Annotated in this window: 20 protein-coding genes and 2 pseudogenes; 6 read left to right on the top strand and 16 right to left on the bottom strand. The window is 65.3% G+C overall.

Annotated elements, in window-relative coordinates; translation table 11 throughout:
• A partial coding sequence (locus OR16_RS44215; protein ID WP_006163274.1) for a hypothetical protein occupies window positions 1-652 on the top strand: 652 nt, incomplete at its 5' end.
• Between the two features lie 48 nt (window positions 653-700).
• A complete protein-coding gene (locus tag OR16_RS33610) occupies window positions 701-1489 on the top strand; it encodes an alpha/beta fold hydrolase (RefSeq protein WP_006163273.1) in 789 nt (262 codons plus the stop codon).
• Window positions 1490-1529: 40 nt separating this feature from the next.
• On the opposite strand, the gene OR16_RS33605 is transcribed toward OR16_RS33610, so the two are convergent.
• Entirely contained in the window at window positions 1530-2516 is a 987-nt protein-coding gene (locus tag OR16_RS33605) for a YeiH family protein (protein WP_050983188.1), read from the bottom strand.
• 575 nt (window positions 2517-3091) lie between these two features.
• A complete protein-coding gene (locus OR16_RS33595) occupies window positions 3092-4120 on the bottom strand; it encodes a hypothetical protein (RefSeq protein ID WP_006163270.1) in 1029 nt (342 codons plus the stop codon).
• A 491-nt stretch (window positions 4121-4611) separates the two neighbouring features.
• On the opposite strand from OR16_RS33595, the gene OR16_RS33590 reads away from it, so the two are divergent.
• The 3 genes and pseudogenes from OR16_RS33590 to OR16_RS40195 all read left to right on the top strand — a co-directional run.
• A complete protein-coding gene (locus OR16_RS33590; protein WP_006163269.1) occupies window positions 4612-4968 on the top strand; it encodes an STAS/SEC14 domain-containing protein in 357 nt (118 codons plus the stop codon).
• Window positions 4969-5600: 632 nt separating this feature from the next.
• Entirely contained in the window at window positions 5601-6212 is a 612-nt protein-coding gene (locus tag OR16_RS33580) for a DUF6036 family nucleotidyltransferase (protein WP_006163267.1), read from the top strand.
• A 762-nt stretch (window positions 6213-6974) separates the two neighbouring features.
• A pseudogene (locus OR16_RS40195) lies at window positions 6975-8717 on the top strand (Tn3 family transposase); the annotation flags it as partial.
• A gap of 325 nt (window positions 8718-9042) precedes the next feature.
• Here OR16_RS40195 and OR16_RS33570 read toward each other — a convergent pair.
• From OR16_RS33570 to OR16_RS33560, 3 genes and pseudogenes are all read right to left on the bottom strand, one after another.
• Window positions 9043-9945 (bottom strand): annotated as a pseudogene (locus OR16_RS33570) (HlyD family efflux transporter periplasmic adaptor subunit).
• Entirely contained in the window at window positions 9942-10205 is a 264-nt protein-coding gene (locus tag OR16_RS33565) for a hypothetical protein (RefSeq protein ID WP_006163265.1), read from the bottom strand. Before OR16_RS33565 ends, OR16_RS33570 begins: the two are co-directional and overlap by 4 nt.
• A 167-nt stretch (window positions 10206-10372) precedes the next feature.
• Window positions 10373-10924 carry an RNA polymerase factor sigma-70 gene (locus tag OR16_RS33560; RefSeq protein ID WP_006163264.1) on the bottom strand — a complete coding sequence of 184 codons (552 nt, stop codon included), beginning with the start codon at window positions 10922-10924 and terminating at the stop codon, window positions 10373-10375.
• 303 nt (window positions 10925-11227) lie between these two features.
• Between OR16_RS33560 and OR16_RS33555 the strand changes: the two genes are divergently transcribed.
• Window positions 11228-11938: a 4'-phosphopantetheinyl transferase family protein gene (locus OR16_RS33555; protein WP_081488953.1), complete on the top strand. Its 711-nt coding sequence runs from the start codon at window positions 11228-11230 to the stop codon at window positions 11936-11938.
• On the opposite strand, the gene OR16_RS33550 is transcribed toward OR16_RS33555, so the two are convergent.
• From OR16_RS33550 to OR16_RS33510, 11 genes are all read right to left on the bottom strand, one after another.
• Window positions 11902-13272: a lysine N(6)-hydroxylase/L-ornithine N(5)-oxygenase family protein gene (locus tag OR16_RS33550; RefSeq protein WP_006163262.1), complete on the bottom strand. Its 1371-nt coding sequence runs from the start codon at window positions 13270-13272 to the stop codon at window positions 11902-11904. The genes OR16_RS33555 and OR16_RS33550 overlap by 37 nt on opposite strands.
• A 68-nt stretch (window positions 13273-13340) precedes the next feature.
• The gene (locus OR16_RS33545; RefSeq protein WP_006163261.1) at window positions 13341-14408 is read right to left on the bottom strand and encodes a GNAT family N-acetyltransferase; all 1068 of its coding nucleotides are present in this window, start codon (window positions 14406-14408) and stop codon (window positions 13341-13343) included.
• A gap of 95 nt (window positions 14409-14503) precedes the next feature.
• On the bottom strand, window positions 14504-15502 hold the full coding sequence (locus tag OR16_RS33540) for an alpha/beta hydrolase (RefSeq protein ID WP_006163260.1): 999 nt from the start codon (window positions 15500-15502) through the stop codon (window positions 14504-14506).
• A 27-nt stretch (window positions 15503-15529) separates the two neighbouring features.
• Window positions 15530-16909: a cyclic peptide export ABC transporter gene (locus OR16_RS33535; protein WP_237717314.1), complete on the bottom strand. Its 1380-nt coding sequence runs from the start codon at window positions 16907-16909 to the stop codon at window positions 15530-15532.
• Complete coding sequence (locus OR16_RS46680; RefSeq protein ID WP_050983187.1) at window positions 16848-17174, bottom strand: hypothetical protein; 327 nt, start codon at window positions 17172-17174, stop codon at window positions 16848-16850. Before OR16_RS46680 ends, OR16_RS33535 begins: the two co-directional genes overlap by 62 nt.
• Before the next feature lie 828 nt (window positions 17175-18002).
• Window positions 18003-18197 (bottom strand): hypothetical protein, encoded by a 195-nt coding sequence (locus OR16_RS33530; protein WP_006163256.1) that lies wholly within the window; start codon window positions 18195-18197, stop codon window positions 18003-18005.
• On the bottom strand, window positions 18194-19354 hold the full coding sequence (locus tag OR16_RS33525; RefSeq protein ID WP_006163255.1) for a PepSY-associated TM helix domain-containing protein: 1161 nt from the start codon (window positions 19352-19354) through the stop codon (window positions 18194-18196). The genes OR16_RS33530 and OR16_RS33525 overlap by 4 nt, the downstream gene beginning before the upstream one ends.
• A gap of 56 nt (window positions 19355-19410) precedes the next feature.
• Window positions 19411-19626 carry a TonB-dependent receptor domain-containing protein gene (locus OR16_RS47920; RefSeq protein ID WP_050983186.1) on the bottom strand — a complete coding sequence of 72 codons (216 nt, stop codon included), beginning with the start codon at window positions 19624-19626 and terminating at the stop codon, window positions 19411-19413.
• Window positions 19610-21610 (bottom strand): TonB-dependent siderophore receptor, encoded by a 2001-nt coding sequence (locus tag OR16_RS33520; RefSeq protein ID WP_050983185.1) that lies wholly within the window; start codon window positions 21608-21610, stop codon window positions 19610-19612. Before OR16_RS33520 ends, OR16_RS47920 begins: the two co-directional genes overlap by 17 nt.
• Window positions 21611-21700: 90 nt before the next feature.
• The gene (locus tag OR16_RS33515; protein WP_006163254.1) at window positions 21701-25870 is read right to left on the bottom strand and encodes a non-ribosomal peptide synthetase; all 4170 of its coding nucleotides are present in this window, start codon (window positions 25868-25870) and stop codon (window positions 21701-21703) included.
• Entirely contained in the window at window positions 25871-26563 is a 693-nt protein-coding gene (locus OR16_RS33510) for a phosphopantetheine-binding protein (protein WP_043422135.1), read from the bottom strand.
• Between the last annotated feature and the right edge of the window lie 289 nt (window positions 26564-26852).

Here is a 26852-nt window from a genome sequence, read left to right as displayed (position 1 = left end):
CCGCAACGGTGTCGCCGTCGCGCAGGAGTCGGAGCGGTTCGGCGAGAAATACCTGCGCGTTGTCCATGCCGGCATCGACTTCGAAGTGGTGGAAGATCGCACCGACACGCGCAAGCCCTGGCGCTCCGAATACGTGCCGGAGCAGTACGCGGTGCGCGGCTTCCACAACTGGACGGTGACCGTGCGCGAACTGGAGGACATGGACACCTTCATGCAGAGCGCCTGGTACTTCCGCAAGACCGTGGCCGACGGCAAGTTCACCCGCTACGAAGCGGGCGAGGGCGGAGCGGGGCGCCGCGTCGACGTGCTGTACGAGCCGGACCTGCGCCAGGGCACCTGGACGCTGGCCGAGGGCATCGTGCACCACGGCGCCTTCGACGTGGCCGACTACGATACGCAGGCCCGCGTGAAGTTCGATACCGAAGGCATGGGCTTTACCGATTTCTCCGACCGCAAGAACCGTGGCTACTTCGAATCGGTCTACGTGCGCACACCCGGTGGCGTGATGTTCGAGGCCACCAAGTCGCTGGGCTTCAAGATGGACGAGGAAGAGGCCATGCTCGGCACCGAACTGAAGATCTCCCCGCAGTTCAATGTGTCGCATGACGAATTGCGCAAGCATATGCAGATGGAGGACCCGATCCATGTCTGATTCCCGGCCTTCCCCGACGAAGCGGTGCCCGGTCTTGGAGGTGGCGGCATGATGTCCTTCAAACTGGTGGGCACCGGCCCACGCAAAGTCATGCTGTTCCCCGGACTGCTCGGCACGCGCGACGCGTTCGATGACCTGCTGCGCTGGGCGGATCTGGAAGCGTTCCAGTATGTCGCTGTCGAGTACCGCGGCTACGGCCAGGCACGCAAGGAGCGCGGGCTGATGACGCTGCGCGAAGTCGTGATCGACGCCACGAGGCTGGCGGACTATCTTGGCTGGAGCCGCTTCGCCGTAGCCGGGCACGCCCTCGGCGCGTTGGCCGCGCAGATGCTGGCATTGGCGCTGCCGCAGCGCGTCGATGCCATCGTGTCCATCGCCGGCCCCAGCGAGCGCGGCGGCAGCAGCGATCCGCAGCGCCTACGGATGCTGGAGGGGGCGGCGGCGTCCCGGCAATGGCGTGAAGAACTGGTGACGGCTGGCACGGCGCGCCGCTACCCGGCCACCTTCGCCCGCGCCGTGGTGGACAGCAGCTGGGACAGCATCGACGGCAGCGCCTTTGCCAGCTATGCGCGCGATGCCAGCCGTACCGATATCAGCCAGCAAGTGGAGGGTTCGGACAAGCCAATCCTGGTGCTGATCGGCCAGCATGACGGCAGCAATACGGAAGAGGCCGCGCGTGCTACCACGCTCAAGTGGTATCGCAATGCGACGTTGCAGGTGCTGGCGGGGGCTGGGCACTATCCGGTGCAGGAAACGCCGGCAGCCACCAGCGCCGCGCTCGAAACCTTCCTGCTGGGGAGCGCGGACGACGGCAAGCCGGCCACCAGTGCGGCCTAGCACGGCGCAAGGCTACCCATTGCCCGGCTGCGCCTGCCAGTCACAGCGTCCCGGCAATGTACTGCATGGCCAGGCTGCTGATTGCCACGCTGACCCAGACGATCAGGCCAAGCAGCAGCGGTCGTGCCCCTGCGCGCTTCAGTCGGTCGATGTCGGTACTCAGGCCCACCCCCGTGAGGGCGCCGACGACCAGGAACGGGGCCGCCAGTTGGATCGCATGTGTCAGGCCAGACGGCAGCCATTGGTTGACAGCCGAGGCCAGGACGAAGAGGACGATGAACCAGGGAATGACACGACGCATCGACCCGCCAGGCTGATTGCGCTGGCAGATCAGCGCGATCACCAGCGTGACCGGCACGATCATCATGGCGCGCGTCAGCTTGACGATCGTCGCGTAGTCTCCCGCGGTCGAACTCCAGGCATAGCCGGCAGCGACGACCGAGGACGTGTCATTGATCGCGGTGCCGGCCCAGAGGCCGAATCCGACATCGGACAGGCCGAGCATCTTGCCAAGAATGGGGAAAATAATGACGGCTACGACGTTGAACATGAAGATCGTGGACAACGCATACGTCATGTCGTGTTCGTCGGGCTGGAGCACAGGCGTGATTGCCGCGATAGCCGATCCGCCGCAAATGGCGGTGCCGGCGCCGATCAGGATCTTGAGTTTCTCAGGGATGCGCAGGAGATGGCCGGCGATGATGGCCACCGTGAAGGCGACTGCTAGCGTGACTAGCGAGACCGGCAGCGACTTCAGGCCGGTCTGGACAACCTCGTGCAGCGGCAGGCTGAAGCCCAGTCCGATGATCGAGTATTGCAGCATTTGCTTGGAGGCGAACTGGATGCCCGCCTTGTATCGGTCACTCGGCTTGAGGAAGGCTCGGCAGAGCACACCGAGCAGCATGCCGAAGACAGCGCCGCCAAGTATTGGAACCTGCTTGCCAAGTAACGTAGCCGGCACCGCTACGGCGATGACCAATAGGAGTCCGGGGAACGAGGACTTGGTCGAGAGCATTCTGATCGCCATGTGCAGCACCTTCTTAGATGAATTTGGCATAACGATATTTCCAAATCGCATATCGGCGCCAACGCCATTTTTTTGGTTGTGACTATTGAAAAAATCGATAAGGGCGCTCCAGGGGTGGCACGAAGTGCACGCGCGAAAAAGCCGCCGCTGGGGACGGGCGGCGGCGGCTCTGGCGCGACAGGGCCGGATTTCCGGCAGCTATGGACGATCGAGTGACGAATTCGGATCGCGCAGGCCAAGGTGCGCGGATGGGCCGAGGTCAACGAGGTGGATGCCTAGGCGAACATGGTCAACTCGGCGATGGTCCTTGCCATGCAGATCGCGAGTCCCTCGAAACTGCCATTCAGGCCGGCACCCTCCGGCCGGGCGCGCAACTTGTTGAGCGCGCACTCGCCGACGAATTTGAGAGCGCGCGCCCCGGTGCGGGAGGCCCTGCTGAGAGTGGTGGCGCGGCTCGCTAAGCAGCGCATCAGTGATGACGGCAAACGGGCGCTCGAAGCAGCCTACCCGTCAGCCGGTAAGTTTGTTGGCACGGGCGATACTGATGGCTATGAAGAGCGTCAGTCGTCGGTTGGCTATTTCGCGTTGAGCCCTTTAGCGCGCAGCCACGCCAGCCAGGCTTGGTCCTCAATCTCATAGGAGCCACGGGACTCCTTCCACACGATCTCCCTTTCGCGTAGTGCATCAATTGCGTTCTGCACCGTGCCGGCACTGACCGAAACATCGCTGGCCACCAGTGCTTTGTAAGCCGTCATTGCGTTCCCGCCAAACGGCGAAAACTGCCCAGTTTTGGCACTTATCACGCGCACTACGGCTTGCTGCAAAGGCGTTAGGGAAGCGTAGTCGCTTTCGACATCCTGCCAAACCCGATCCTGGACTAGGTGTGCATCATCCCTGAGCCGCTCGCTGAGGTTCTGGGCGTTCTGCGCGAGCGCTATCTCCCCGATCAGGCTGCGAAGCAATTCGGGACGATGCCCGAGCCTTTCGAAGGCCTCGTAGACAGCGGCTGGGTCTAACTGATTGTCGGCGGCAAGCGCGCGGTTGACGCTCGCCGTGTATTCGTCGGTGAACTCGCGCTCCAGCAGGGGGAAGGGCGTCACGCGTGAGCCGTAGAACGGCATCCTCGCGTTCATTACAAGGTGAGCGAGTTTGTCGCGGCTGGAGCCAGTGAACGCGAGCATCAGATTCGGAGCCGCCCCGGAGAGGTTCATAGCATCGCGAGCGGCCTTCAGGCCAAACATGGCCTCCAGCCCCGGTGCAGTGGTGAGAGCGTGTTGCGCCTCATCCACGATCAGCAGGACCGGCTTCCTGGCTGTCTCGTGCAGCGCCTCGAGCGCCTGCGTCAACGTGACCCCCGATGGTAGGCCGGTGACAGACAGATCCAAACCGAGCGTCCCGAAGACGGTAACCTTTGTCAGCCCGATCGCTTTTGCCGCCTTCGTAACCACGCCGTCGTAATCGGCAATGCGATGCTTGATCGCGTCGGCGATCAGCTCGGCGGGGTCATGGGCTTTGTTCGACCACAGGTCGACGTAGACGGTCGTCCAACCACGGTGTTCGGCGGCGGGAATGAGGTCTTCCCGCAGGAACGTAGACTTGCCCACGCGCCGTTGGGCAGCAAGAAATAGGCCAGAGCGCGCGTCCAGTAGGCCCTCACCGGACAGGGCAGAGCAAAAGCTCGTCGCTAGTGCCGGGCGGCGGAATGTGTATCTTGCAGAGGAGGCGGAGGCTCTCATAAGTGCTCTATGATGCAATTATCGCCATTTATTTTTTCACAATAAATTATTATTAGCAAATAAATAAAGATAAGTGCCTAATGGGGCACTCACGGAATTGCACAGGAACGCCAGCAGCGTTCGAAGCAAGGGCCTAAGCGAAACGTTGTGATGTCTGAACGGCTGGGCTGCTGCTCGGGGGGCGGCAAACTCGTTTGAACGGGCCGGTTGTCACGTCTCACAGTTCCCGGGTCCAGTTCTGGCGAACCAGGGACCCGTGCGATCCGAGCCGTGTGAAAACGTGTACGATCTGGAGGTGATCGTACGCTAGGTCTGTTCGTGCCTGACGTGTAACGTCTCCCCAGCCAGGTGGTGCTGCCATGATCCTGTATCACACTGCCCCCGATTCCCCGGTCGTCGAGATTTACGTCGAAGGCAAAATCACGGACCACGATCTGCGCGAAGCCATCGAGCGCATGCGAGGGGATCTAGAACTGAACGGCAAGACCCGCGTGCTCGAACGCATCGAGCATTTCACCGGCATTGAGCCAAAGGCACTGTGGACCGACCTGACGCTCGGCGTTCCCTTGGCCCGCAAAATCACGCGTGCCGCCGTGGTGGCCGACGCGGGATGGATCCACGCCTCGATGCATCTGGCGCGGTTCTTTACCAAGGCCGAAGTCAAGGCGTTCCACGTCAACGAACTGGATCAGGCGCGCGCCTGGATCAACGCCTGAGCGCCGCCCGGCGAATCTCGTATCGTCCTAGGCCATTGCCGAGTAGGCCCGCATTGGCAGTGCGCCGCCTCCTTATGCTCACTAACTGTGAGACAGGCCGCATATTTACCCACTTACTGTGTTCCCATTTGGTTTGAGACTGGCCGATTGCAGCGGGCGCTCAGTAGAGCGTCACGTTATGATTAATTTTTACATAATACAAATTATGTACCTTATGCATCACATTACATCGGGGCATTGCTAGGTGCTGCCAATCAAGATTGCCTTGGGGGCACCGGGGACGGTACAGTTGGACTACCGGCTAGCAATTGGCCAGCAACAGTAAGTTGGGAGCGAAAGCATGACAGCCAGGGACGACGAGCGCAACGTTTTAGCCCGGTGCGCGGCCGCGTCGCGCGGTGACGTCACGGTAGCTATCGATCAGCGAGAAGCCAACGTCTTTCGTCTTGCCGCGATGGTGCTGCAGTCGCGTTTGCCAGTGGAATCAGTTCGCTTGATGCATGCGAGCGACCAATACTTCCGTCGGTATCCGACCGATAAGGTGTCTAGCGCTGACGTGGTTCGGAAAGGCTGGGTATCGGGCTTGCCTCGGCTGCGTGACATGCTGACTATGCAGTTGCGGCCTCACTGAAATGGCCCACAACGTTTCCTTTCACACGCGCACGGCACTTGCCGAGGGCCTTCGTGAGCTGTTCAAGCAGCTTGAACAGCGCCTTTCCCTTCGGCAACCCCTGACGGTCTATCTGGCTGGTGGGATGGCGGTGCACCTCTATACGGCAAGCCGAGTCACAACGGACGTTGACGCTGAGTTCGCTGGGCGGGTGCTGTTGCCTCAGGATGTGCTTGTGGACGTGGTCTTGGAAGATGGGACGCCTCAGGTCATCTACTTGGACACCAACTACAATCCGACGTTTGCGCTCATGCACGAGGACTACCAGGAAGACTCTATACCGGTGGACCTGGGCCTGGATCAGATACAGGTGCGCGTGCTTTCCCCCGTGGATCTCGCTGTCAGCAAAATGGCGCGACTCGCTGATAACGATCGCGAAGACATTCGCGCACTCGTTGCAGCTGGACTGACGTCGGCAGATGAGATAGAGGAACGTGCAACAAGCGCCCTCGGTGGTTACGTAGGCGGTATCGAGATGCTACGCCTCAACCTTCGCGACACACTCGAGATAGCGCGTGAAGAGGAGCGCATCGCCGCTTTGGTGGCGGGTACGAGGGAACGTCCTACGTTCTGACCGTTGCGGAGGCAGCGCAACGCCGCGGGCGCCCCACCTCTCCAGGCCTGCTGCCGCCCTACCACGCCACGGCTGCCCTTCCCTGCCACTGCTCGCCACGTCGCCATCGTCGAGTGGTCGAGTCTCCCTGGCCAGCCGGGTCGCCAATCTTTACCCAGCCTGCCTCGCCCGCGTTGGCTCTCAGCGTCCTCACCTACGGGGGACGAGCCTGTGGGTGACCCAGGCGCCGTCCTGCAGGATTTGATCTCGACGGAGTTTGAGCGCTTCTTCAGTGCCGCTGGGGCGGCCTCCTGATTCTCTACGATACGTTTCAACTGGGGATGGACCGCTTGTGCCACGTAACCGTCGGCATAAGCGCGATACGCGAGGCCGCACGAAACATGATGAGGTGCCAATCCCCGAGTTGGCAACGCGCAGCGAGGCCTCGCTTGTCGGGGCGCGCAACGCCAAGCGCGCCGGACGGGACATTTGACGGCGCCCCCGGCTGTCCGGCCTTGACTTCGAGCCTGCCCCTGTAGATTGGATGTATATCCCATCACCCAGGTGCTTCCGATGCAGGCCCGCCCCACCCAACTCAGCCTCTTTGACGAAATCGCTCGCGCAACCGGGGGTAATCGTCCTTTTCCTGCAGATTGATACGGTTATTAATCAGCCCCGAGTCCCTTGTTGGCGTGGCGTTGCAGCCCATTCGCTGAACCTTATTGCGGCCATCCGAGCACTTGTCGTACAGTTTTGTCCCGAACGACACCCCTAAAAGTGCAGATGTCGGCATTTGCGTATCGCTACGTTGGCAGGGAAGAGTTGCCTGCCCGCTTGACAGAATTTGACCTGCGGCATTTTTTTCAGATCACCGGTGCTGACATCGCGGCAATAGGGGAGCGGTTTCGGGCCGACAGATTCGCCGCGGTCGGCCTACAACTCGTTTGCCTCCGGGCCTTCGGTCGGCCGTTGGACCGGTTTGCTGCCGTTCCGCGAAAGCTCCTTCAGTACGTGTGCGAAGCTTTCTCCGCGCCGCTGCTGTCGATTGCCAGTCTGAAGACGCTGTACCAACGACGCCCGACGTTGTACGAGCATCAGCAATGGGTCAAGGAGCACCTTGGCATCAAGCCGTTCGATGTCACCAGCCAGGCCGCCTTACTGGAAGTGCTTCGCGTGCAAGCTGCCGCAGCGGCAGACTTGGATGAACTTGTCACCACCAGGCGCAACGGCCCCAAGAACCTCGCTGAAACGCTGGACAAGATCCGCTACCTGAAGTCCCTCGCTGTGCACGAGTGGAACCTGGATGACATCGCGTTGCCCAAACTGCGTGCCTATGCGCAGAAGGTGCAAGCAAGGCGCCCGGCCAAGACCAAAACACTGAAGGAGGGCACCCAGGCGCTTGAACTGGTGTGCTTTCTACGGATGAGTTTGCTGGAACTCACCGATATCGCTATGCACCAGACCAGCCGACGCAGCCAGGATTTGTTCCGACGCGCGGCCAGCACGGCGCAGTCGACACACACTCGTTCTGCCATGGAAGACAGGCAGCAGGCGCTCAAGGCCAAGGCCGTTCTGCAAGACAAGAGCAAGTCCACCAATCAGCGAGTGGATGAAGCCCTGAAGCACCTGGCCATCGTCACCGACGCGGCGCAGTCGAGCTTTGCGTCACACGTGCGCGCGGCGCTGACCGGTGACCATCAGCGGGTTCACGCTCTGTTGTCGGGCCTGGCAGACCTGGAATTCGGCGGCAGGGAGGACGATCCCGGCTTTGCAAACCTCAAGGCATGGCGCGCCATGCAGACGAGGAAGCTCAATGCTCTGCCCGAAGACTTTACGGAGACCCATGGCCGTTTGCGCAGGACCAACGAGATGGTGGCTGAATTTCAAGGAAAGATCCCATTAGCCACGCACTGGGGCACCGGGCAGAAGGCATCGGCCGACATGATGTCACTGGACGTTTCACGACATCTGTGGATCGCTCGCGTCGATCCACGTCGACGCGCCTACGCGACCGGCATCTACACCCACGTGCTCGACAAGTGGGGCATCGTCTATGATCAACCGATTGTCTTGAACGAGCGTCAGGCTGGGGTTGCCATCGAGGGCGTAGAGCAGCACAACCGCAGCGAGGACCGTATCCGCTTGTCGTTACTGGCAGTGGACACGCACGGCTACACGAACGCCGCGATGGCCTTGGCCAAGGGCTTGAGTTTCGATCTATGTCCGCGGCTGCGCGATCTGGCGGAGCGCAAGCTGTACCTGCCTGCAGAGTTCAAAGTGCCGGAAGGTATCGAGCGTGTCACCACGAAGCGATTGTCCTTGAGAGCCATACTCCTGGGTTGGGACGATTTCCTACGGGTGCTGGCATCGATCCGTATCGGCCGCATTAGCGCTGAGCTCGCCATGCAACGGTTGGGCAGCGCCGCCCGGACCAACAAGACGCACAAAGCTGCCGAGCATCTCGGCCGGCTGTTGCGTAGCATCTTCCTGTGCGACTACGTGACCATTGAAGACTTCCGCCGCGACGACAGCAGCTTCGCAGGCTGGCCAGGCATACTTTGGCGAGACAGCGCCTGCCAACCGCGTACCAATCCGCAAAGAAAGGACGGTGCAGCGCGAAACGAAGAATCACTAAGTCATTGTTCTAGAACGTCTTTTTAAGCTTGGCCGTATCAATCTGCTGCAAAAGGACGATTACCCCGATTCAGGCTCTGCGCAATGAGGGCGCATGACTTCTGTATAACGAGATGCGGTGAGCGTGCTGGCCACCGCGATGCTCGTGGTGGCGGTCGTGCGGCCCGGGAAGGGGGCCAGCAAGGCGCGCAGGTCCCCCAGCCGGAGCCGGAATCCGTCAGCGGCAGGACGCGCTATGCCGGACCTCGACAATTGCGCTCGCACCCACGCGCGCCAGCGTCTCCGGCGGCTCTTCCAGCTTGATCCGCACCGGGAAGCGGCGCGCCACCCGCACCCAGTTCACGGATGCCTGGACATACGGCAGCGAGCGCGGCAGGTTGATCTTGTCGGTATCGGTGATGCCCACGCCGATGCTTTCCACCTTCCCCGGCATGGCCTGTCGGTGATCGATCATCGAATAGACGGTCGCGCAGTCGCCCGGTTGGATATTCGCGAGCTGCGTTTCGCGGAAGTTCGCCACGGCGAACCACTCGCCGGTGTGGACGAACACGAAGAGAGACTGGTTGGGCAGCACGACTTCGCCAGACAGCACGCTCAGGCCGGTCACCCGGCCCTCGTGCGGGGCGCGGACCACGGTGTCCTCCAGCGCGCGGGGGCGATGGCCAGCGCCGCTTCGCGGGCATGGACGGTGGCGATGGCGTCGTCGTCGTTGCCCACGGCCTGCGCCGTCGTGGAGCGCTGGAGTTGCGCCTGTTTCAGCGTGACCGCCGCGTCCCGCTTGGCCACTTCGGCCTGGTCGAGCTGCTGCTTCGGCACGTAGCCATCGGCGGCCAACGGCCGCAACCGTTCTACCGTCCGCGCGGTCAGTGCGTAGTTCTGCTCGGCGCGCGCGATCTGTTCGGATGCCACGGACGCCGTGCCACGGCTCCGTGCCGATGGTGCGTCGCCGCGTGCCCAGCATCGCGCGGGCGAGGTCCGCATCGAGCGAGGCGTCGTCCGAAGCGGGATAGCGGACGGTGCGTTCGTACGCGTAGACCGACAGGAGGACGGCGAGCAGGACGATGAGGAGGACGATCAGCTTTCCGCGCAGCGGTCCGCGGCGGACACCGGCCATTTTCATAGGATGTGCCCCGTACCGAGGAGCCAGACGATCTCGGCGATCATCAGGCCGATTGCCGTGTTGACGAGCAGCGGGAAACCGAGAATATCCGCCCAGCCCGTGGCGATGAGGATGCGCCAGGCAACGATGGCGCCCGCGATGCCAATCACGGCGCTCAGCAGCCAGAGCGGGAAATAGGCTCCAAACAGGCCTATGGACGGGGCGCCGGCACAACCAGACAGCGAAGCGGCCAACGCGACGAGCGCAAGCGAGCGTGCCATGGAATCGGGGGGCGGAATCGGTTCACGCAATATAGCAGTGCCGATTCCGGATTGTCCAAGGGGGGCTCGGTGGATTGGCAACGCGGTGGCTTCGGTCAGCCTTGCCAGCGGGGGGCAGGCCGTGATACCGGCGCGGCGGCGATTCGAGGCGGTCTTGGGTGCGCCAGTCAGATGGCCTGCTGGCGGGTCAATCGGGCACGGCAATGGATGCAGGCATCGCGCACCATGAAATTCACGAGCGTCGGCGAGACGCCGAGTTCCGAAGCAATATCCTTCTGTGCCATGCCCTGCACGCGGCACATCTCGAACGCGCGTTGCGTGCGCTCCGGCAGTTCGGCCAGCGCGCCCATCAGCGCGCACAGCGCCTGGCGATCCCGGACGATGATGTCGGGCAGCGTGGCCGGGGAGGGCGCGTTGACGCCTTCGTCCTCCGGCGCCATCCATTTCTGTTCCAGCGACTGCCGTCGGTACGTGTCGATCGCCAGGTTTCGAACGATCTGGAACAGGTAGCTGAGACGGCTGCGGATCGACGGCTCGTCCGTCATGGTGCGCAAGCGCAGGAAGGCGTCCTGCACCACGTCTTCGGCCTGGTCGCGAGAACCCACGATGCGGGCTGCGGCACCCACCAGCGCACGTCGATTTGCCACGAAAAGCCCCAACAGCGTGTCCGCGCCAAGGGCGGGCGTCAGACTGGTGCCAATTTCGGTTAAGGGAATCACGGGGGCGGCTCCTTGAATTGGTGCAGTGCGGAGCAGGTACGTTAATAAGAATGAGAATGATAGTCAATTAATAAAAAAGTAACCCTGTTGTTAGTAAAGATGAAATTTCTATCACCATTTCGTGATGTGAAAGCCATTAAATTTCGCCTTTGCTCACTCGTCCAGGCTGCGGTTGATACGCCTTGGCAGCCACGTGACGCATCGGCTGGCCCATCTAAATAGATACGCTCGCCGTTCGTCATGGTCTTAATGGAGATTCGATTCGCCCCGGGCGCGCCGCCCCTCACATCTCTTCCCAGTCCGATGCCGAGCGTCGCGCTGTGGCAGTTGCATCTCGACGGGAAAAGCGCCCCAAGGGGCATATTGATCGAGTGCCTGAACGCCGAAGAGCAAGCCCATGCGGCGAATCTTCGGCTGCAATCCGACCGACTGCGCTACGCCGCCACCCGCGCCGCACTGCGCGCGCTGTTGGGGCGGAGGCTTGGCCTGCCTGCCGATTCCCTGCGCTTTGAAACCGGCCCGCACGGCAAGCCATGGCTAGATATTTCGGCGGCCCCGGGATTCAACGTGTCGCATGCGGGAGATTTCGCGTGGATCGCCCTGGCGGAGGGCGGTGGGGAGGTGGGGGTCGATATCGAACGGATCGACCCCGGACTAGGGCAGGACTCGCTGCGCGAGATGGCGGCGCACTGCCTGACCGCGCGGGAGCGCGACTGGCTCGAAACCATGCCGGCGGCGGCATGGCCCGAGGCGTTTCACCTGCTATGGACCGCCAAGGAAGCCTTGCTGAAGGCGCTGGGGCTGGGGATTGCCGACCACCTGCAGCACGTTTCGGTGGCCGTCGATACGAAACAAGGCGATGTGGGCGACGCGCACGGCGCGCGCTGGCTCACCGTCCGCCCAGAATCCGGCCAGCTCGCTGCCCATGCGGCAGCGCTGGCGCGGACCCGGCTCTATCGGCTGGACGCGCCTCCGGGCTATGCCGCGGCAATGGCCTGGCTGCCACCCTTCTGAACCGTAGACGGGGCCCGGCAACGATCGCGATTCGCGCTCAATGCATCGTGGATCGCCCCGGCGATTTCCTCGGCGCGCACGGGCAGCACGGACAGCAGCGTATCGCTCAGACCATGGCTGCTCTGGCAGAAGCCCTGGAGGTACACGGGCACGGCCAGCTCCGGCGCCGCCTGCACGCGATAGTTGCGATCCACCGAAAAGTCTCCGAGATAGCGCGCCAGCGGCTCCAGCAGGCGACGATGGCTTTCGCGCTCATAGCCGGTGGCCAGCACCACGGCGTCATAGCGGCGCGTCTCGGAATCGGCATCGATACCCGCGCCGGGCGCCGTCGTGGCGACCGTCAGCTCGATCCCATTCGCACCGCCATGGGCGGCCCGCACGGCCTTGCACGTCAGCAGGTTCGCGCGGAACTGGCCGCTGACCTTCTGGCGATACAGCATCGCGTAGATCTGCTCGATCAGGTCGGCGTCGATGACCGAGTAGTTCGTGTTCAGGTACGCCTCGATCAGCCGGTCACGGCCAGCCTGGGCCTGCTCGAACACCACGTCGGTATAGGCCGGCGCGAAGATCTCGTTGACGAACGGGCTGTCGTCAGCGGGTTTCAGCGCCGCGCCGCGCACCATCCAGTCCACCTTTACCGACGGATAGTTGTCGTGAAGGTCGATGAACGCCTCGGCAGCGCTCTGGCCGGCGCCGATCACGGCAATCCGCATCGGCTTGCCGCCCACGCAGGGCTGGTTGCGGATCCAGTTCAGATAGCCGCTATGGTGCGTGACCCGGCTGTCATCGCGCATGCCGCGGAACGCTTCCGGAATGCGCGGCGTGCCGCCGGTCGACAGCACGATGGAACGTGCCACGCGGGTGCGTTCGCGCCCCTGCGCATCGCGCGAGATCACGCGCACGCGGTCGATCCTGCCGCCATCCATCTCGGGCTCGATCGTCTGCACCTCTTCGCCCAGGCTGCATTGCCCCGCGAAGTGGCTCGCGGCCCAGCGCAGATAGTCGTTGTACTCCATGCGGCTCGGATAGAACGTGCGCAGGTTGATGAAGTCCACCAGTCGCCCGTGGCGATGCAGGTAGTTCACGAAGCTGTACGGACTGGTCGGGTTGCGCATCGACACGAGGTCTTTCAGGAACGAGATCTGCATCTCGCTCTGCGAAACCAGCGTGTTGCCGTGCCACTGGTAGTTCTGCTGCTTTTCCAGGAAGTGCGCGTCGAGCGGCAGGCCGGAAGCCGCCTGCTCCTGAAGCGCGATAGCCAGGGCCAGGTTCGATGGCCCGAAGCCGATGCCGACCAGATCGTGGACGGCGGGAGAGATGTCGCGGAGCGTCATGTTTCGGTCCTTGCTGAGCAATCGGGAAAGAGGGAAGAGGGCGCACGCGCGCCCCGTTGGCAGAGGAATCAGTTGCGTGGCGTGGCTGGCGCCGTGGTGTCCGGCAAGAGCAGGTGTTCGCCGAAGAACCGCTCGCGCAGCAGCATCACGAGCATCGCGCGCTTGTGCGGGAAGTCGAACTCCTTGATCTTCGAAAAGCCCGCCTTGTCGAGGTTGGCGATCTGGCGCACGTGGTCGGCGCGCGGCTCGCCGACGATGCGCTGCGTGCGCGGATCGTCCAGGAACTGGTAGTGCTGGATGGCCGGGAACCACGCCGTCAGGAACGCCTTGCCCCGGAACGCCGGTTCGCCAATCAGCACGTGCCAGCCGCGATCGTGATCGTGCGCATCGTAGAACGGCGCGATGCGGTTTTCCTTGGCCCAGTACACCTCGAAATAGCCGAAGGGCGTGTCGTCGAACGACGCGATCAGCGGCAGCATATGCGGATCGTCGATCAGCCCTTGCAGATAGGCGCGATGCTTGGCCTCGTCGCCTTCCTCGTTCCAGAAGTAGGCGACATCCGGATCGTTCATCCAGCGATGCAGCAGCGGCAGATCCCGCTCCAGTTCAGCGGCGCGCAGCATCAGCGTCTTGTCGAGCCACGGGATATGGCGCGCGTAGACCACGCCATCCGGCTTGCCTGGCCGCAGCGGATGGCGCTTGCCATCGGTCATCGCATAGCGCAGCGGGAACGGCCCTTCGGACGCCGCCATGTACAACTCGGGGCGTTGCCAAAGCAGGCTGGCGTGCGTAGTACCCGCGATACCGCCACGCGCGCCACCGGGCTCGCGCAGCAGCGCGCCGATCTGGTGAAGACGATTCTGTGCGCCGCGCGATTCGATATCGACGCGCAGCGCGTACGGCGCGCCGTTGGCGAAAGCGGCATCCAGCGCGGCCATCGTCGCATGGGCCAGTTCGTGGTCATCGGCGTGGCTGTCGTGCAGGCGCAGCACGTCGCCAGCGAACTGGAAGCTGGCAAGGGGCTGGCCGTCCCTCGTCACCGTCAGGCGCGAACCGTCGTAGCGGCTCTCGCGGCGCAACGTGGGCTGCGCCGCGAACGACAGGTGGCGCGAAAAAGGAGCAAGCGTTGTCGGCATATGGATCTTCGTGTCTGGCATGGCATTCGTTGGACGGTGCATGACGTCTGCCGTCATGCCTATCGAGACGATGCGCGGCGTGGAGAATTTAGCGCTCAGGCGGCGCGTTCCAACGGCACCGCCGTTGCATCGCGCGTTTGGAAGGCGCGGGCCAGTGCGCCGGCAATTTCCGCGCGGGCCTCGCCGGCGTCGGCGACGATATTGCCCATGCGCAGGAACTCGTGAACCATACCCGCGTATTCACGCACGACGACCGGCACGCCGGCATCGGCGAGCTTTCGCGCATAGGCGTGGCCCTCGTCGCAGAGCGGATCGCATTCGGCCAGCACGATCAGCGCGGGCGCCACGCCGCGATGGTCCTCGGCACGCAATGGCGCAAAGCGCCAGTCGCGACGGTCCGCCTCGTCGCGCAGGTACTGGCTGTAGAACCACTCGATCGTGTCCGTATCGAGCAGATACCCTTCGCCGTACTGCCGATGCGAAGCGGTGTCGGTGGTGCCGCCAAGGCCCGCATAGCAAAGCACCTGAAAGCATGGCCGGGGCAGGGCGGGTTCGTCGCGCGCCGCCAGGGCAAGCATGGCGCTGAGGGTTCCGCCCGCGCTGTCGCCGCCCACGGCGATCCGGGAGGCGTCCAGACCCAGTGATGCGACATGCCTGCCCAGCCATGCCAGCGCATCGATGGCGTCATATGCCGCAGTTGGAAACTTGAACTCCGGCGCCAGCCGGTACGCCACAGACACCACGGCGCAAGGCGTGGCTGCGGCGATCGCCGTGCATAGGGACGCATGGGAATCGAGACTGCCGACCGTGAAACCGCCGCTATGGAAATGCAGCAGGACCGGCAGCGCATCCCCGTCTCCTTGTCGATCGGGCGCGTAGAGCCGGGCGTCGATGTCGGACCCGTCTCGCGTGGCAATACGCAGCGCTTCGACGCGGCCCACGGGTTCGGGCGGCAAGTCGAGCGCCGTGGACGCGTCATCGAACTCGCGCCGCGCCTGCGCGGGCGCCAGTTGATGAATCACCGGGCGTTTTCCGGTTGCGGTGGCGATTTCCACCATGTCGAGCAGCGCTTCGAGGTCGGGATGCAGGGGCATGGAATTCTCCGTAGACGTTGCCGCGCGTCAGGCAGCGGTGGCCGTGGCCAGCGTGGCCGTGTCGCTCTGCGCCCCGCGATGCGCCTGCACGGTGTCGCTGACGATCTGGCCGTTCTCGATCTTCACAACGCGGTCGGCCAGGTCGAAGTAGCGGTCATCGTGCGAGATCACGAGCACCGCCTTGCCCTGCGCGCGCAGTTCCGACAGCACTTCGCGATAGAACACGTCCTTGAAGAGCGGGTCCTGGTCGGCGGCCCATTCGTCGAGGATCATCACCGGGCGACGCTCCAGGCACGCGACGATCAGCGCCAGTCGTTTGCGCTGGCCTTGCGACAGCGACTGTGTGGTGAAGCGACCGTCGCGCACGGTGACCTTGTGGCCCAACTGGAAGCGCTGGATCAGGCGATTGGCCAGCGCTTCGTCCTGCGGATCGTGCGCAAGCAGCGTGTCGAACAGGTGGAAATCGGAGAACACGGCGGAGAACTGCGCTCGATAGTCGGCGAGATGCGCGGGGTCGGCCGCCTCGCCGTTATGGCGAAGTTCGCCGGCCAGCGGTGGATACAAGCCAGCCATCAGCTTGGCCAGCGTGGTCTTGCCGCTGCCGTTGCCGCCCACCAGGAACACGATTTCACCGGCATGGAGCGCAAGATCGACCGGCCCCAGCGCAAAGAAGCTGTTTTCGCCTTCATGGAAGTAGCGATGGCTGGCGGCATCCAGCGACACGCTGGCAAAGTGGGAGACTGCTCGGTCGCGGGGCGGAGCCTCGGGCGCGGCATCGGCGCCCAGCGCCTCGATGCGCGCGTATGCCACACGCCCCATGCTCAGCGCCGGCAGCGCATTGAGCAGCGATTCCAGCGGCGACATGATGTACAGGAACATGATCGTGAAGCCAGTCATCACGGCCGGGTCCAGCGGCGTTGCGCGCGGCGCGAAGAGCACGCCGCCGATCACCGCGAAGAACAGGAAGCTGCCGAAGCCCAGCGCCACAAAGAAGATCGACAGGCCACGCGTGCGTGCGGTGCGCACGGCATCGAGCGTCACGCCCAGGCTGTCGCGAATGAAACTGCGCTGCTTGTCGTGATGGAGCTTGAGTTCGCGCGCGCCCGACACCAGCGACTTGAAATGGCCGTGCAGCGCATCCTGTGCGATACCGGCCTGCTTCAGGTGCACCAGCGCGCGGCGGTGGTTCCAGTGATAGAACCACGAGCCGACACCGAGAATCGCGCAGGCGATGGCGAACGTCGGCAGCGACAGCCGCGCCAGATAGCCAAGGCAGCCGAGCACAACCATCGAGTTGGTCAGCACCACCGGAATCACGGACAGGCCGTTGGCCACGTGCGTGCTGTCATCGGCCAGCGCCGCCTGCACCCGCGCATTGCCGGTCTGCTCGATATGCGGTCTGCGCACGGATACGCGCCAGCGCGCTCTGGCTCAGCGCCGCGAACGGCAGTGCCAGTTGCGGCGCGTCCGCGCCTTGCGTGGCCAGCACGCGGTTGATGAGCGCCACTATGCTGACGGCGCACAGGCCAGCGGCCAGGCTGGCCGCGGCGGCCAGGACGATGGTGAGCCGCAGCTTGCGCGGCAGGGAGGCAATAAGCGACATGCTGGCTAGATCCGGGATCGGCATTGCCTGGATGACGTGCGGCGCGCGGGGAAAATTAGGGGCCGTCATGCAGGTCCATCGTCATGGAGCCACCTCCTTAATTTCCATCGCAGGCCATTCGTCATCCGTCAGGCAGGCCGGCATCTCGCCATAGCCGACGCAACACGTACCGCATGATCGACTTTCTCGCCCCATTCTTCGCCGGGTCCTTGCGGCCTTATGCCGAACGACTCGCGCTGGCCGGTGCGGCGGGGTCGGAACCATCGGGGGTGATGGCACGCGGTGCCAGTCTGGATGCCGGCTGGGCCGCCGAATGCCTGGCGCGTGCGTCCCGTGCGAGCGATTGCGAGGACCTGCGGGCGCTCGCTGCGGCGTGGTTCCGCGACTACACGATGGCGGTGCTACCAGGAGCGCTTGTCGCGGCCACGCTGCATCGGCGCGGTCTGATGTTCGACGCTGATGCGGTGGTCTGGTGTGGCGCAGCCAATGGCTGGCTGGCGATGCTGGTACTGCCGGACGGCGGCGAGGCGTCCGGCGCCAAGCTTGCCGCGTTGCTGTCACCGCTGGTCAACGCCCATCTGCCGCGCGTGGTGGCGGCGTTTTTCCGTAGCCGCCCGGGTATCCCAGCGTTTGCTCTGGTGTACGGGTGGCGTGGCCGCCGCGGGCATCGCGCGGCAACTGGCCGCGCATCCGGTGCTGACGCCCGCGCAGCGCGCGGAAGTGCTGGCATGGATCGACGCACCCGTGTCCATCGACGGCTTCGCCAACCCGTTCCATGGCGCATTCCGACCTGGCGCGGAACCGGGCCAGCCGGGCGTGGCACCCGTGCGACGCATCTGCTGCCTGAACTACCGTCTGCCGGGCGAGGCCATTGCGGCACATGCCCGCGCACGGCGCCTACTCCTTCGCGGACGCCGTCCGCAGGCGCCAATGTCGCCATAGCCAGTACGCCGTGACGGCAACGGGCACACCCAGGCCGATCCAGCACAGGGCGTCCCACGCGCCATCGCCGAAAATGCCGGCCGCCAGACCCGCGAAGGACAGCACGCCAAGCAGCACCGGCATCGGCCAGGTATCGTCGATCAGCTTCATGCCTGGTCTCCCGACAATTGCGGCGGCAGCGTTGCAGTGGCGTCCTCGCGGCTGCGCCGTGGTCGCTTGAGCCAGAAAATGAAACCCGTCACCGTGGCGCCCGCCGTGATGACCGTCAGTAGCGCCCACAGGATCTGCAGCGGCCGGCCCGCATAGTCGCCGAAGTGGAACGGCGCTGACAGCAGCAGTACCTGCAGATACCACGGCATGCCGCGCACGGCGGCCACGCTGCCGTCGCCCGCATCGACAAGCACGATCGCGTAGACGCGCTTCTGCAGCTCCGTGTGGCCGCGCAGCACCACGCCGTAGTGGCGTCCGGTGGAAAACTCGGTATTCGGATAGAAGACGAAGGCCGGGTCCTTCCCCGGTACCTCCTTGTGCGCCTGCTCCAGCGCGCGATCCACCGGCACGAACGATGCGGGCGTCGGCCCTGGCAGCGTCGCGATCAGGTGCTGCAGCTCGGTCTTCTGCCAGACCCCGATAATCAGCGGGGAAAACGACAGGAACGTCCCCGTCAGCCCGACCACGAGTGCCCACACCATCACGACGATGCCGAACAGGTTGTGCAGGTCCGCCTGCACGATGCGCACCGGCTTGCCGAAGCGGATCAGGCCAAAAGCCAGCTTGCGCATGAACGGCCCGTATACGACGAGCCCGCTCATCAGGCTCAGCACGAACAACACGCCGACAAAGCCGATGAAGAACTGCCCCGGCAGGCCAAGGAACAGGTTCAGGTGCAGCTTGAGGATGAAGCCGCTGAAGGTTTCGCCCGGCGGCCCCGGCTTGCGCGTGGCGCCCGTGGCAGCGTCGAACTGGACCGTCGTGCCATTGCGCAGCTTCGGCTCGCCAACGGGTCCCACGCGCACGCCAACGGCGTCGGCATCGTCGTCCGCAAACGAAATCGACTTGGTGATCTGGCCCGGATGCGCGGCCTGGGCCGCGTCGACCAGCGTCTGCAACGCGGGCCGCTGTGCCGGCACGGCAACGGTGCGCTCGGCAGCCACCGCGCCGTGATGTTCCTGGCCGAGCAGCGCGTCGATGTCCTCGTGGAAGATCAGCAGCAGGCCGGTGACGCACAGCACCAGCAGATTCAATGTGCAGAGCAGGCTGGTCCAGCGATGGATCGCGTACCAGAAGCGCAGCGTGGGGGCTTTCATGTTCTTGGACTCCTGCAAGGCAACGCCGCCCGGACGGACGGGCGGCGTCTTGCTGCTTACCAGCGGTAGGTGGCCGTACCGATGATGGTGCGGCGGCGACCGTAGTAGCAGTTCGTGGCGCTGTCGCACCCGGCCACATACGTCTTGTCGAACAGGTTGTTGACGTTCAGACGCAGCGTGTAGTGCTTGGCGAAGGAGTAGCTCGCGGCCAGATCGAACAGCGTGTACGCCGGCACGGTCGTCACGTTCGTCTGGTCATACGACTTGCCCATGTACCGCACGCCGGAAGCCGCTCGACAGGCGGTAATCCGCCCACAGCGAGGCCATGTGCCGCGGGATGTACTGCGGCGTCTTGCCTGCGTTCGGCGCGTTCGGGCCCGCCTGCGTGACTTCGGCATCCGTGTACGTGTACGACGCCAGGATGTTGAAGTTGTTCGTGACGGCCCACGTGCCTTCCAGCTCCACACCGCGCGAGCGCACTTCGCCGAGCTGCGAGACCTGGGTGGGCACCGGCGACGTCGTCAGCACGTTCTGCTGCGTCAGGTTGAACAGCGACAGTTGCGCGAAGCTGCGCGTACCCTTCGGCTGCCACTTCAGGCCGGCCTCGTACTGCTTGCCGGTGGTGGGCTTCGGCGTGCCGCCGCCGTACAGCACGGTGGTGGCCGTCGGCTCGAACGAGGTCGAGTAGGCAAAGTACGGCGACAGGCCATACGGGCCTTCCCACAGCAGGCCGGCGCGGCCGGTGAACTTGCCGTCGTCGGTGCCGGAGTGCGTCACGACGTTGGTGGCCAGCGTGCGGGCGTCGGCATCGACCTTCGCCTTGTCGTAGCGGCCGGCCAGTTGCACCACCCAGCGGTCCGCCACGCGCAGCATGTCCTGCAGGTAGAAGCCCACCTGGCTGCGCACCGTGGTGGTGTCGCTCTGGTACGCCGGCGCCACGAAGTTGCCGTACACCGGGTTGAAGATGTCGATAGGCGGTTGCTGCGTCGGCAGGCTGCCGGTCTGGCCCAGCAGGCGACCGAACGTGGACCGCGTGTAGTCGATCCCGGTGAGGATCGTGTGCTCGAAGATGCCGTGCTTGACCTTGATCTGCGCCTGATTGTCGACAGTGAACAGGTTGTACGACTCGTTCGACCTCAGGCCGATGCGGCGCAGCAGGTACGGGCCATTCGCCGGATTCGATACGAGACCGCCATTGCCGTTGATGTCCTCGTAGCTGGTGTACATGTGGCTGTAGCGCAGGTTCTGGCGCAGCGTCACCGTGTCATTCAGGCGATGCGAGAACTCGTAGCCCACCATGTACTGCTCGCGCTTGAAGCGCTCGAAGGACGGTTCGCCCGGGAAGAAGTCGGTCGGGATCTTGGACCCGTTCGCCAACGGCGTGATCGTACCCACGGCCGGCAGGAAGCCGGCGCTGTTGCCGGCGTTGTCGTGATAGATCTGCGAGTACAGCGTGAAGCTGGTGGCGTCGGTGGGGCGCCACGTGATCTGCGGCGAAATGAACAGGCGGTCGTCGCCGGCGTGGTTCGTCTGCGTCCCGCTATCGCGCGCCAGCGCGGTCAGGCGGTAGAGCACCTTGCCGTCCTTGTCGAGGGCGCCCGTGAAATCGCCCGAGATCTCGCGGCGATCGTAGTTGCCGAAACTCAGGTTGATCTCGTTCGACGATTCCGCCTGCGGCCGCTTGCTGACCTGGTTGATCAGGCCGCCCGGCGCGGTCTGGCCGTAGAGCACCGACGAGGGCCCGCGCACGATGTCGACGCGCTCCAGGCTGTACGGCTCCAGGTCCCAGTAGGCATAGCCGCCGGACCAGGGCATCTTCAGTCCATCCCAGTACTGGCCGTTCTGGGCGGCGTTGAAGCCGCGGATGTAGTACGTGCCGCGCCGCGTATCGACGATCGGCTCGGTGCGCACGCCGGCGCTGTAGCGCAGGGCTTCTTCCACGCGCTGGGCGCCCTGGGCACGGATCTGGTCCGACGTGACCACGCTGATCGACTGCGGCGTGTCCTCGATGGGCACGTCCGTCTTGGTGGCCGATACCGACTTCTTGCCCACCGGGCCGTAGTTTTCGGCGACCGTATCGGCGCGCACGCTGACGGCCGGCAACTGGACTTCGCCGCCGCTGGCGGGGGCAGGCGTGGCGTCGTTCGTCTGCGCGTACGCCGTCTGGATCGTGACAGCCATGGCCAGCGCGGTCAGCGCGAATGGTTGCCGATTCGCCCAAGCCTGACGCGGCCTGGCGCTTTTATCCGTCCTCATATTTCTCCTGATTCTGCAGTTTTTTTGATGGAGCAGTGATTCTAAATGCAAACTATTCGCATTTGCATTTATAGAATTACGATTCCTGACCTACGTCGGTAGGTTTGTGGCGGACATGCCCTCAGTCGGCACAGGGGAATGCGGGCGTCCATCGCCCGAAAGTCCGGCGTCGAGGCTGGCGGCCAGATCGGCCAGCAGCCGCGCGTCGCGGACGATTCCGTGGTGATCCACCCCATCGAGCACCGCCTCCCGCCATGGCGCTCCCTGCCATGCGGCCAGCCGCGCAGCGGCAATATCGCGGCTGGAACGCCACCAGACGGCGCGTGGCGCGCTTACGACAGGCACCGCCTGCTGCGATGCCGCCATGGCGCCCAATCGATGCGCGGCGACGAACATCTGCGCCAGTTCTGCGGCCCCAAGCCCGGCCTGCGGCGATGGCGAGGCGGCCACGAGCGGCGCCAGCAGGCTGGCCACAAGGTCGGCCTCCGGCGCAGCGGCCGGCTGCGCGGGCAGCGCCAGGGCGCCGGCACCCGGCAGCAACCGCGCCGCGAAATCGGCCAGCGCCGCGAGCCAGCCCGGCGCGGCGTCGGCAGCCGGCGCCCGGCCTTCCGGCACGAATGGGTCGATCAGGCCAAGCCATTGCACCGACTGCCCCTGGGCCTCAAGCTCGCGCGCCATCGCCGTGGCCAGCGTCGCGCCCAGCGACCAGCCCAGCAGCAGATAGGGCCCTTGTGGCTGGGCGACACGCCATTCGCGAACGTAGTCGGCCGCGATCGACGCCAGCGACGTGTCGCGCCACGCCGGATCGGCCAGCGCCCGCGACTGGAAGCCATAGACCGTCCGCGCCTTGCCGAGCTGGCCCACGATGGCGTCGTAGTCGAACAGCGTGCCCAGCGCGGCATGGACGCACGCCACGGGCGGCAGGGCGCCGCCGGCGGGGCCCTGCGCCAGCACCCGCAGCGCCGTGGCCGCCACGGGCGCGGCTTCCGCATCGGGCAGCAACTGGCCGATGGTCGGCGTCCGCATCAGGTCGCGCAGCTTCAGGTCGATTCCCAGCGCCTTGTTGGCCCGCACGCGCGAAATCACCTTCAGGCTCAGCAGCGAGTCGCCCCCGAGCGTGAAGAAGTTGTCGTCAAGGCCGACGCGCTCCACGCCCAGCACCTCCTGCCAGACCTGCGCCAGCCAGCGCTGGGCTTCGTTGCGCGGCGCCACGAAGTGCTCGGCACCCTCGGCCTCCGGCGCCGGCAGCGCGCGACGGTCCAGCTTGCCGTTCGGGGTCAGGGGCAGGGCGTCGATCACGACGAACGCCGCCGGCACCATGTAGTCGGGCAATTCGGCTGCCAATGCCGTGCGCACGGCGGCCACGTCCATCTGGGCAGCGCTGGCCGGCACCACATAGGCCACCAGCCGCACGCCGGAGGGGCCCTCGACAGCCAGCACCGCCGCGTTGCCCACACCTTCCTGCGCGAGAATCCGCGCCTCGATTTCGCCCGGTTCGATCCGGAAGCCGCGAATCTTCAGTTGCTGGTCGATCCGGCCCAGGTACTCCAGTTGCCCGTCAGGCAGCCAGCGCGCCAGATCGCCTGTGCGATACAGCCGTGCGCCATCGTCAGCGAATGGGTCTGGAATAAAGCGCTCCGCCGACATGCCGGGACGGTTCAGATACCCTCGCGCCAACCCCTCGCCGCCGATATGGAGTTCCCCGGCCACGCCCGGCGGCACAAGGTTCAGTTCCGCGTCGAGCAGGTAGCAGCGCCGGCCGCCAACCGGGCGGCCAATCGGCGCATAGGTGCCCGCGAAATCCGCTTCCGGCGCATCGCCGCGCACCTTCCACACCATCGGCGTGACCACGGTCTCCGTCGGGCCATAGCCGTTGATATAGGTCCGCGCACCCAGCGCGCGCCGTGCCTGGGCAAAGGCGCCACGCGGCATCGCTTCGCCACCGAAGGAATAGAGCGAGACGTCCGGACGCTCGCCGCTCTGTTCGACGTATTCGGCCAGTTGCCGCAGATACGCCGGCGGGAAGCCCGCGTTGGTCACGCCGTGCCGGATCATCGCCTGCGCCGTCTGCTCGGGCGTCCAGAGCGCGTCGTCGCGCAGTACCAGCGAGCCGCCGCAGGCCAAGGCGCAAAGCCAGCGTTCGTGGGCGCCATCGAACGCGAACGACAGGAAATGCAGTTCGCGCGAGTGCAGGCCCATTTCGTAGGCGTCGATGGTCGCCGCCACGTGCATGGCCAGCGGGCCGTGGGACACGCACACACCTTTGGGGCGTCCCGTCGAACCGGAGGTGTAGATCACGTAGGCAAGTTGAGACGGATGGACCGGCGCCTCGGCAGCCAGCGTCGGGCCGTTGCCCACCATGTCCAGCGTCAGCACGGGCAGAGAAGCCGGCGCCGGCAGGGTATCGAGCAAGGCCGGCTCGGTGACGAGCAGCCGGATCACGCTGTCCTCGAACAGATAGGCCAGCCGGTCCTTGGGATAGGTCGGGTCGAACGGCACATAGGCCGCGCCAGCCCGCATCACGGCCAGCAGCGTGACGATGATGTCGAGCGAGCGGGACAGGGCGATGCCCACACGATCCTCGGCGCCGATGCCGCGTGCATGAAGCACGGCGGCCAGCCGGTCCGCACGCGCCAGCAGTTCGCCATAACGCAGCGTCTGCTCGCCACAGGTCACGGCAACAGCCTGCGGCTGCGCCAGCGCGTGGCGGGCGATCTGCGCGTGGACCGGCATGCTGGCATCGGCCGGCACTTCGCCCTGGCCCAGCGCAAGCAGGCTGTCCCGCTCGGCGGCGTCGAGCAATTCGACCGCATCCAGCGTGCAGTCCGGCGCGTCGGCAAGCTGCTGCAGCAGTCGCAGATAGTGGCGTGCCAGCCGCTGCGCGGTCGCCACGTCGAACAGTTCGGCAGCGTAGTGGAAGCACGCGTGAATCTGGCCCGCGGAGTCCTCGCGCGTATCGAGCGTCAATTCCAGCGCTGTCGCGCGCTCGCCCACGGGCGCGCTTTCGAGTTCCAGACCGGGCAGCGAGAGCCGGCCCGCGCGGTCACCGCGCCGATGGTTGTGCACCACCTGAAACAGCGGGTGATAGCTCATGCTGCGCTCGGGCTGCAACGCATCCACCAGTTGCTCGAACGGCAGGTCCTGATGCGCCTGCGCGCCCAGCACCGCTTCGCGGATATCGCCAAGCAGCGCGGAAAGAGGCCGGCGGCCATCGATCTGGCCGCGCACGATCTGCGTGTTGACGAAGAGCCCCACCACCCGCTCGGTCTCGATGCGGTTACGGCCCGCCACAGGCACGCCCACGCAGATGTCGCGGCGGCCGGTGTAGCGGTAGAGCAGCGCGTGAAAGCCCGCCAGCAGCGCCATGAACAGCGTGCCGCCTTGCGCCTGCGCGCGCTCGCGCAGGGCTTGCGCCAGCGCATCGGGGATGTCGATCTCGCAGCGCTGCGCCAGATAGGCCGCCGTGGCGGGGCGGGGGTGGTCGGTCGGCAGCGCGAGTACCGTGGGCGCGCCGGCCAGCGCATCGCGCCACCAGTTCAGCTGCCGTTCCCGCTCGCCAGCTTCCAACCAGTTGCGCTGCCACGCCGCATAGGCGGTGTAGCCGATCTGGGGCGCCGGCAGCGCCAGCGGCTGATCGGCAACGCGCGCGCGGTAGGCCGCCCCCAGTTCGTCGATCAGCAATTGCATCGACCAGCCGTCGGAGACGATATGGTGCATCACCAGTACCAGCCGATGCGATTGGTGCCCAAGTTTCAGCAGATGCACGCGCAGCAGCGGCGCAACGCCCAGATCGAACGGCGCTTCGGCGATGGCGGCCGCGTGCACGTCGGCGGCGTCCGGGTTCGCCGACAGGTCCGTCACCGGCAACGCGATCACCACTTCCGGGCGCACAAGCTGCCGCGCATGGCCGGCCGCGTCGGCGACAAAGCTCGTCCGCAGCGCTTCGTGGCGGCGTGCGAGCGTTGCGAAGGCCGCCGCCAGTGCGTCCACGTCCAGCGCCCCGCGCAGTTCCACGCTGCTGCTGATGTGGTACGCGGCGCTATCGGGCTCGAAACGATGCAGGAACCATTGGCGCTGTTGCGCGTAGGACAACGGCGCGCCGTGGTCCGCCGACGCGTCCGGGCGCGGCAGCGCAGGGATCGGCAATTGCGAGAAGGCCATGCCTTGCTCGGCCATCTTGTCGAGGAACGCACGGCGCTGGGCCGGCGCCAGCGTGGCAAAGCGCGCGGCCAGCCGGGCCGCGGTATTGGCTTCGATCATTCAGACTGACTCCAGGGTATTGGCAAACGCCTCCAACTCCAGCAGGGCTGCTTCGTCGGCATGGCGATGCTGCGCGGGCAGCGCGGCAGCCAGTTCGGCCAGCGTGCCGGCGCCAAACAGCAGCGCAAGCGGCGCATCGATGCCGAGTTCGCCTTGAATGCGGGACAGAAGCTGGACGGCCAGCAGCGAATGGCCGCCCAGGGCGAAGAAGTTGTCGTGGCGGCCCACCGTGGGCACGCCGAGCAGGTCCTGCCAGATCGCGGCCAGCCGCGTTTCGAGATCGCCCTGCGGCGGTTCTGCGGCAACGGCAACGGGGGCGTCGGCCTTTGGCAGCGCGCGGCGATCCAGCTTGCCGTTGGCGGTCAGTGGCAGCGCGTCGAGCCAAACGATCGTGGCCGGCACCATATTGCCGGGCAGCACGGCGGCCAGCGCGCGCCGCAGTTCGGCGGGATCGGTTCGCCGGCCGTCCTCCGGCACGGCATAGCCGGCCAGTTGCATGCCCGTTGGCGTCGCGTCGGCCACCACGGCGGCTTGCCGGACGCCCGGCAGCGCGGCCAGTTGCGCCGCCACTTCGCCGGGTTCCACGCGGAAGCCACGGATCTTGACCTGATCGTCGATCCGGCCGAGGTATTCGAAAAACGCCGTCCGCCTGGCGCCGCACACGATCCCCTGTGCGGTAGAAACGGCCACCATGCGCCGAGAACGGGTCCGGAACGAAGCGGTCGGCCGTCAGCGCGGCGCGGCCAAGGTAGCCGCGTGCCAGCGCCGGTCCGCCCAGATACAGCTCGCCGGCCACGCCGTCGGGCAAATGGCGCCAGCGCGCCGTCCAGCACATGGGCCACGGTGCCGGCCAGCGGCTGCCCCAGCGGCAGGCCGGTTCCGGGCTGCGGCGCCGTGCCGGCCACGTGCACGAGGACGCCGACCGTGTTTCCGAGGCCCGTAGTGGTTGACCAGCCGGCAGGCGGGTACGCGCGTTCATGAA

Source organism: Cupriavidus basilensis OR16, from assembly GCF_000243095.1.
In the GTDB taxonomy this organism is placed as follows: Bacteria; Pseudomonadota; Gammaproteobacteria; order Burkholderiales; family Burkholderiaceae; genus Cupriavidus; species Cupriavidus basilensis_D.
Note: the sequence above shows the minus strand (reverse complement) of the source record. Positions and strands in the feature narration are given on the sequence as shown.

What these genes read in the sequence shown, in the direction of transcription:
- OR16_RS33510 (WP_043422135.1), bottom strand. Translation starts at nt 26,563, where the DNA reads ATGGTGGCCGTTTCTACCGCACAGGGGATCGTGTGCGGCGCCAGGCGG.
- OR16_RS33540 (WP_006163260.1), bottom strand. Translation starts at nt 15,502, where the DNA reads ATGCCCCTGCATCCCGACCTCGAAGCGCTGCTCGACATGGTGGAAATC.
- OR16_RS33610 (WP_006163273.1), top strand. Translation starts at nt 701, where the DNA reads ATGATGTCCTTCAAACTGGTGGGCACCGGCCCACGCAAAGTCATGCTG.
- OR16_RS33580 (WP_006163267.1), top strand. Translation starts at nt 5,601, where the DNA reads ATGGCCCACAACGTTTCCTTTCACACGCGCACGGCACTTGCCGAGGGC.
- OR16_RS33565 (WP_006163265.1), bottom strand. Translation starts at nt 10,205, where the DNA reads ATGGCACGCTCGCTTGCGCTCGTCGCGTTGGCCGCTTCGCTGTCTGGT.
- OR16_RS47920 (WP_050983186.1), bottom strand. Translation starts at nt 19,626, where the DNA reads ATGGGCAAGTCGTATGACCAGACGAACGTGACGACCGTGCCGGCGTAC.
- OR16_RS33515 (WP_006163254.1), bottom strand. Translation starts at nt 25,870, where the DNA reads ATGATCGAAGCCAATACCGCGGCCCGGCTGGCCGCGCGCTTTGCCACG.
- OR16_RS33555 (WP_081488953.1), top strand. Translation starts at nt 11,228, where the DNA reads ATGCCGAGCGTCGCGCTGTGGCAGTTGCATCTCGACGGGAAAAGCGCC.
- OR16_RS33605 (WP_050983188.1), bottom strand. Translation starts at nt 2,516, where the DNA reads ATGGCGATCAGAATGCTCTCGACCAAGTCCTCGTTCCCCGGACTCCTA.
- OR16_RS33590 (WP_006163269.1), top strand. Translation starts at nt 4,612, where the DNA reads ATGATCCTGTATCACACTGCCCCCGATTCCCCGGTCGTCGAGATTTAC.
- OR16_RS33530 (WP_006163256.1), bottom strand. Translation starts at nt 18,197, where the DNA reads ATGAAGCTGATCGACGATACCTGGCCGATGCCGGTGCTGCTTGGCGTG.
- OR16_RS33545 (WP_006163261.1), bottom strand. Translation starts at nt 14,408, where the DNA reads ATGCCGACAACGCTTGCTCCTTTTTCGCGCCACCTGTCGTTCGCGGCG.
- OR16_RS33525 (WP_006163255.1), bottom strand. Translation starts at nt 19,354, where the DNA reads ATGAAAGCCCCCACGCTGCGCTTCTGGTACGCGATCCATCGCTGGACC.
- OR16_RS33520 (WP_050983185.1), bottom strand. Translation starts at nt 21,610, where the DNA reads ATGAGGACGGATAAAAGCGCCAGGCCGCGTCAGGCTTGGGCGAATCGG.
- OR16_RS33550 (WP_006163262.1), bottom strand. Translation starts at nt 13,272, where the DNA reads ATGACGCTCCGCGACATCTCTCCCGCCGTCCACGATCTGGTCGGCATC.
- OR16_RS46680 (WP_050983187.1), bottom strand. Translation starts at nt 17,174, where the DNA reads ATGACGGCCCCTAATTTTCCCCGCGCGCCGCACGTCATCCAGGCAATG.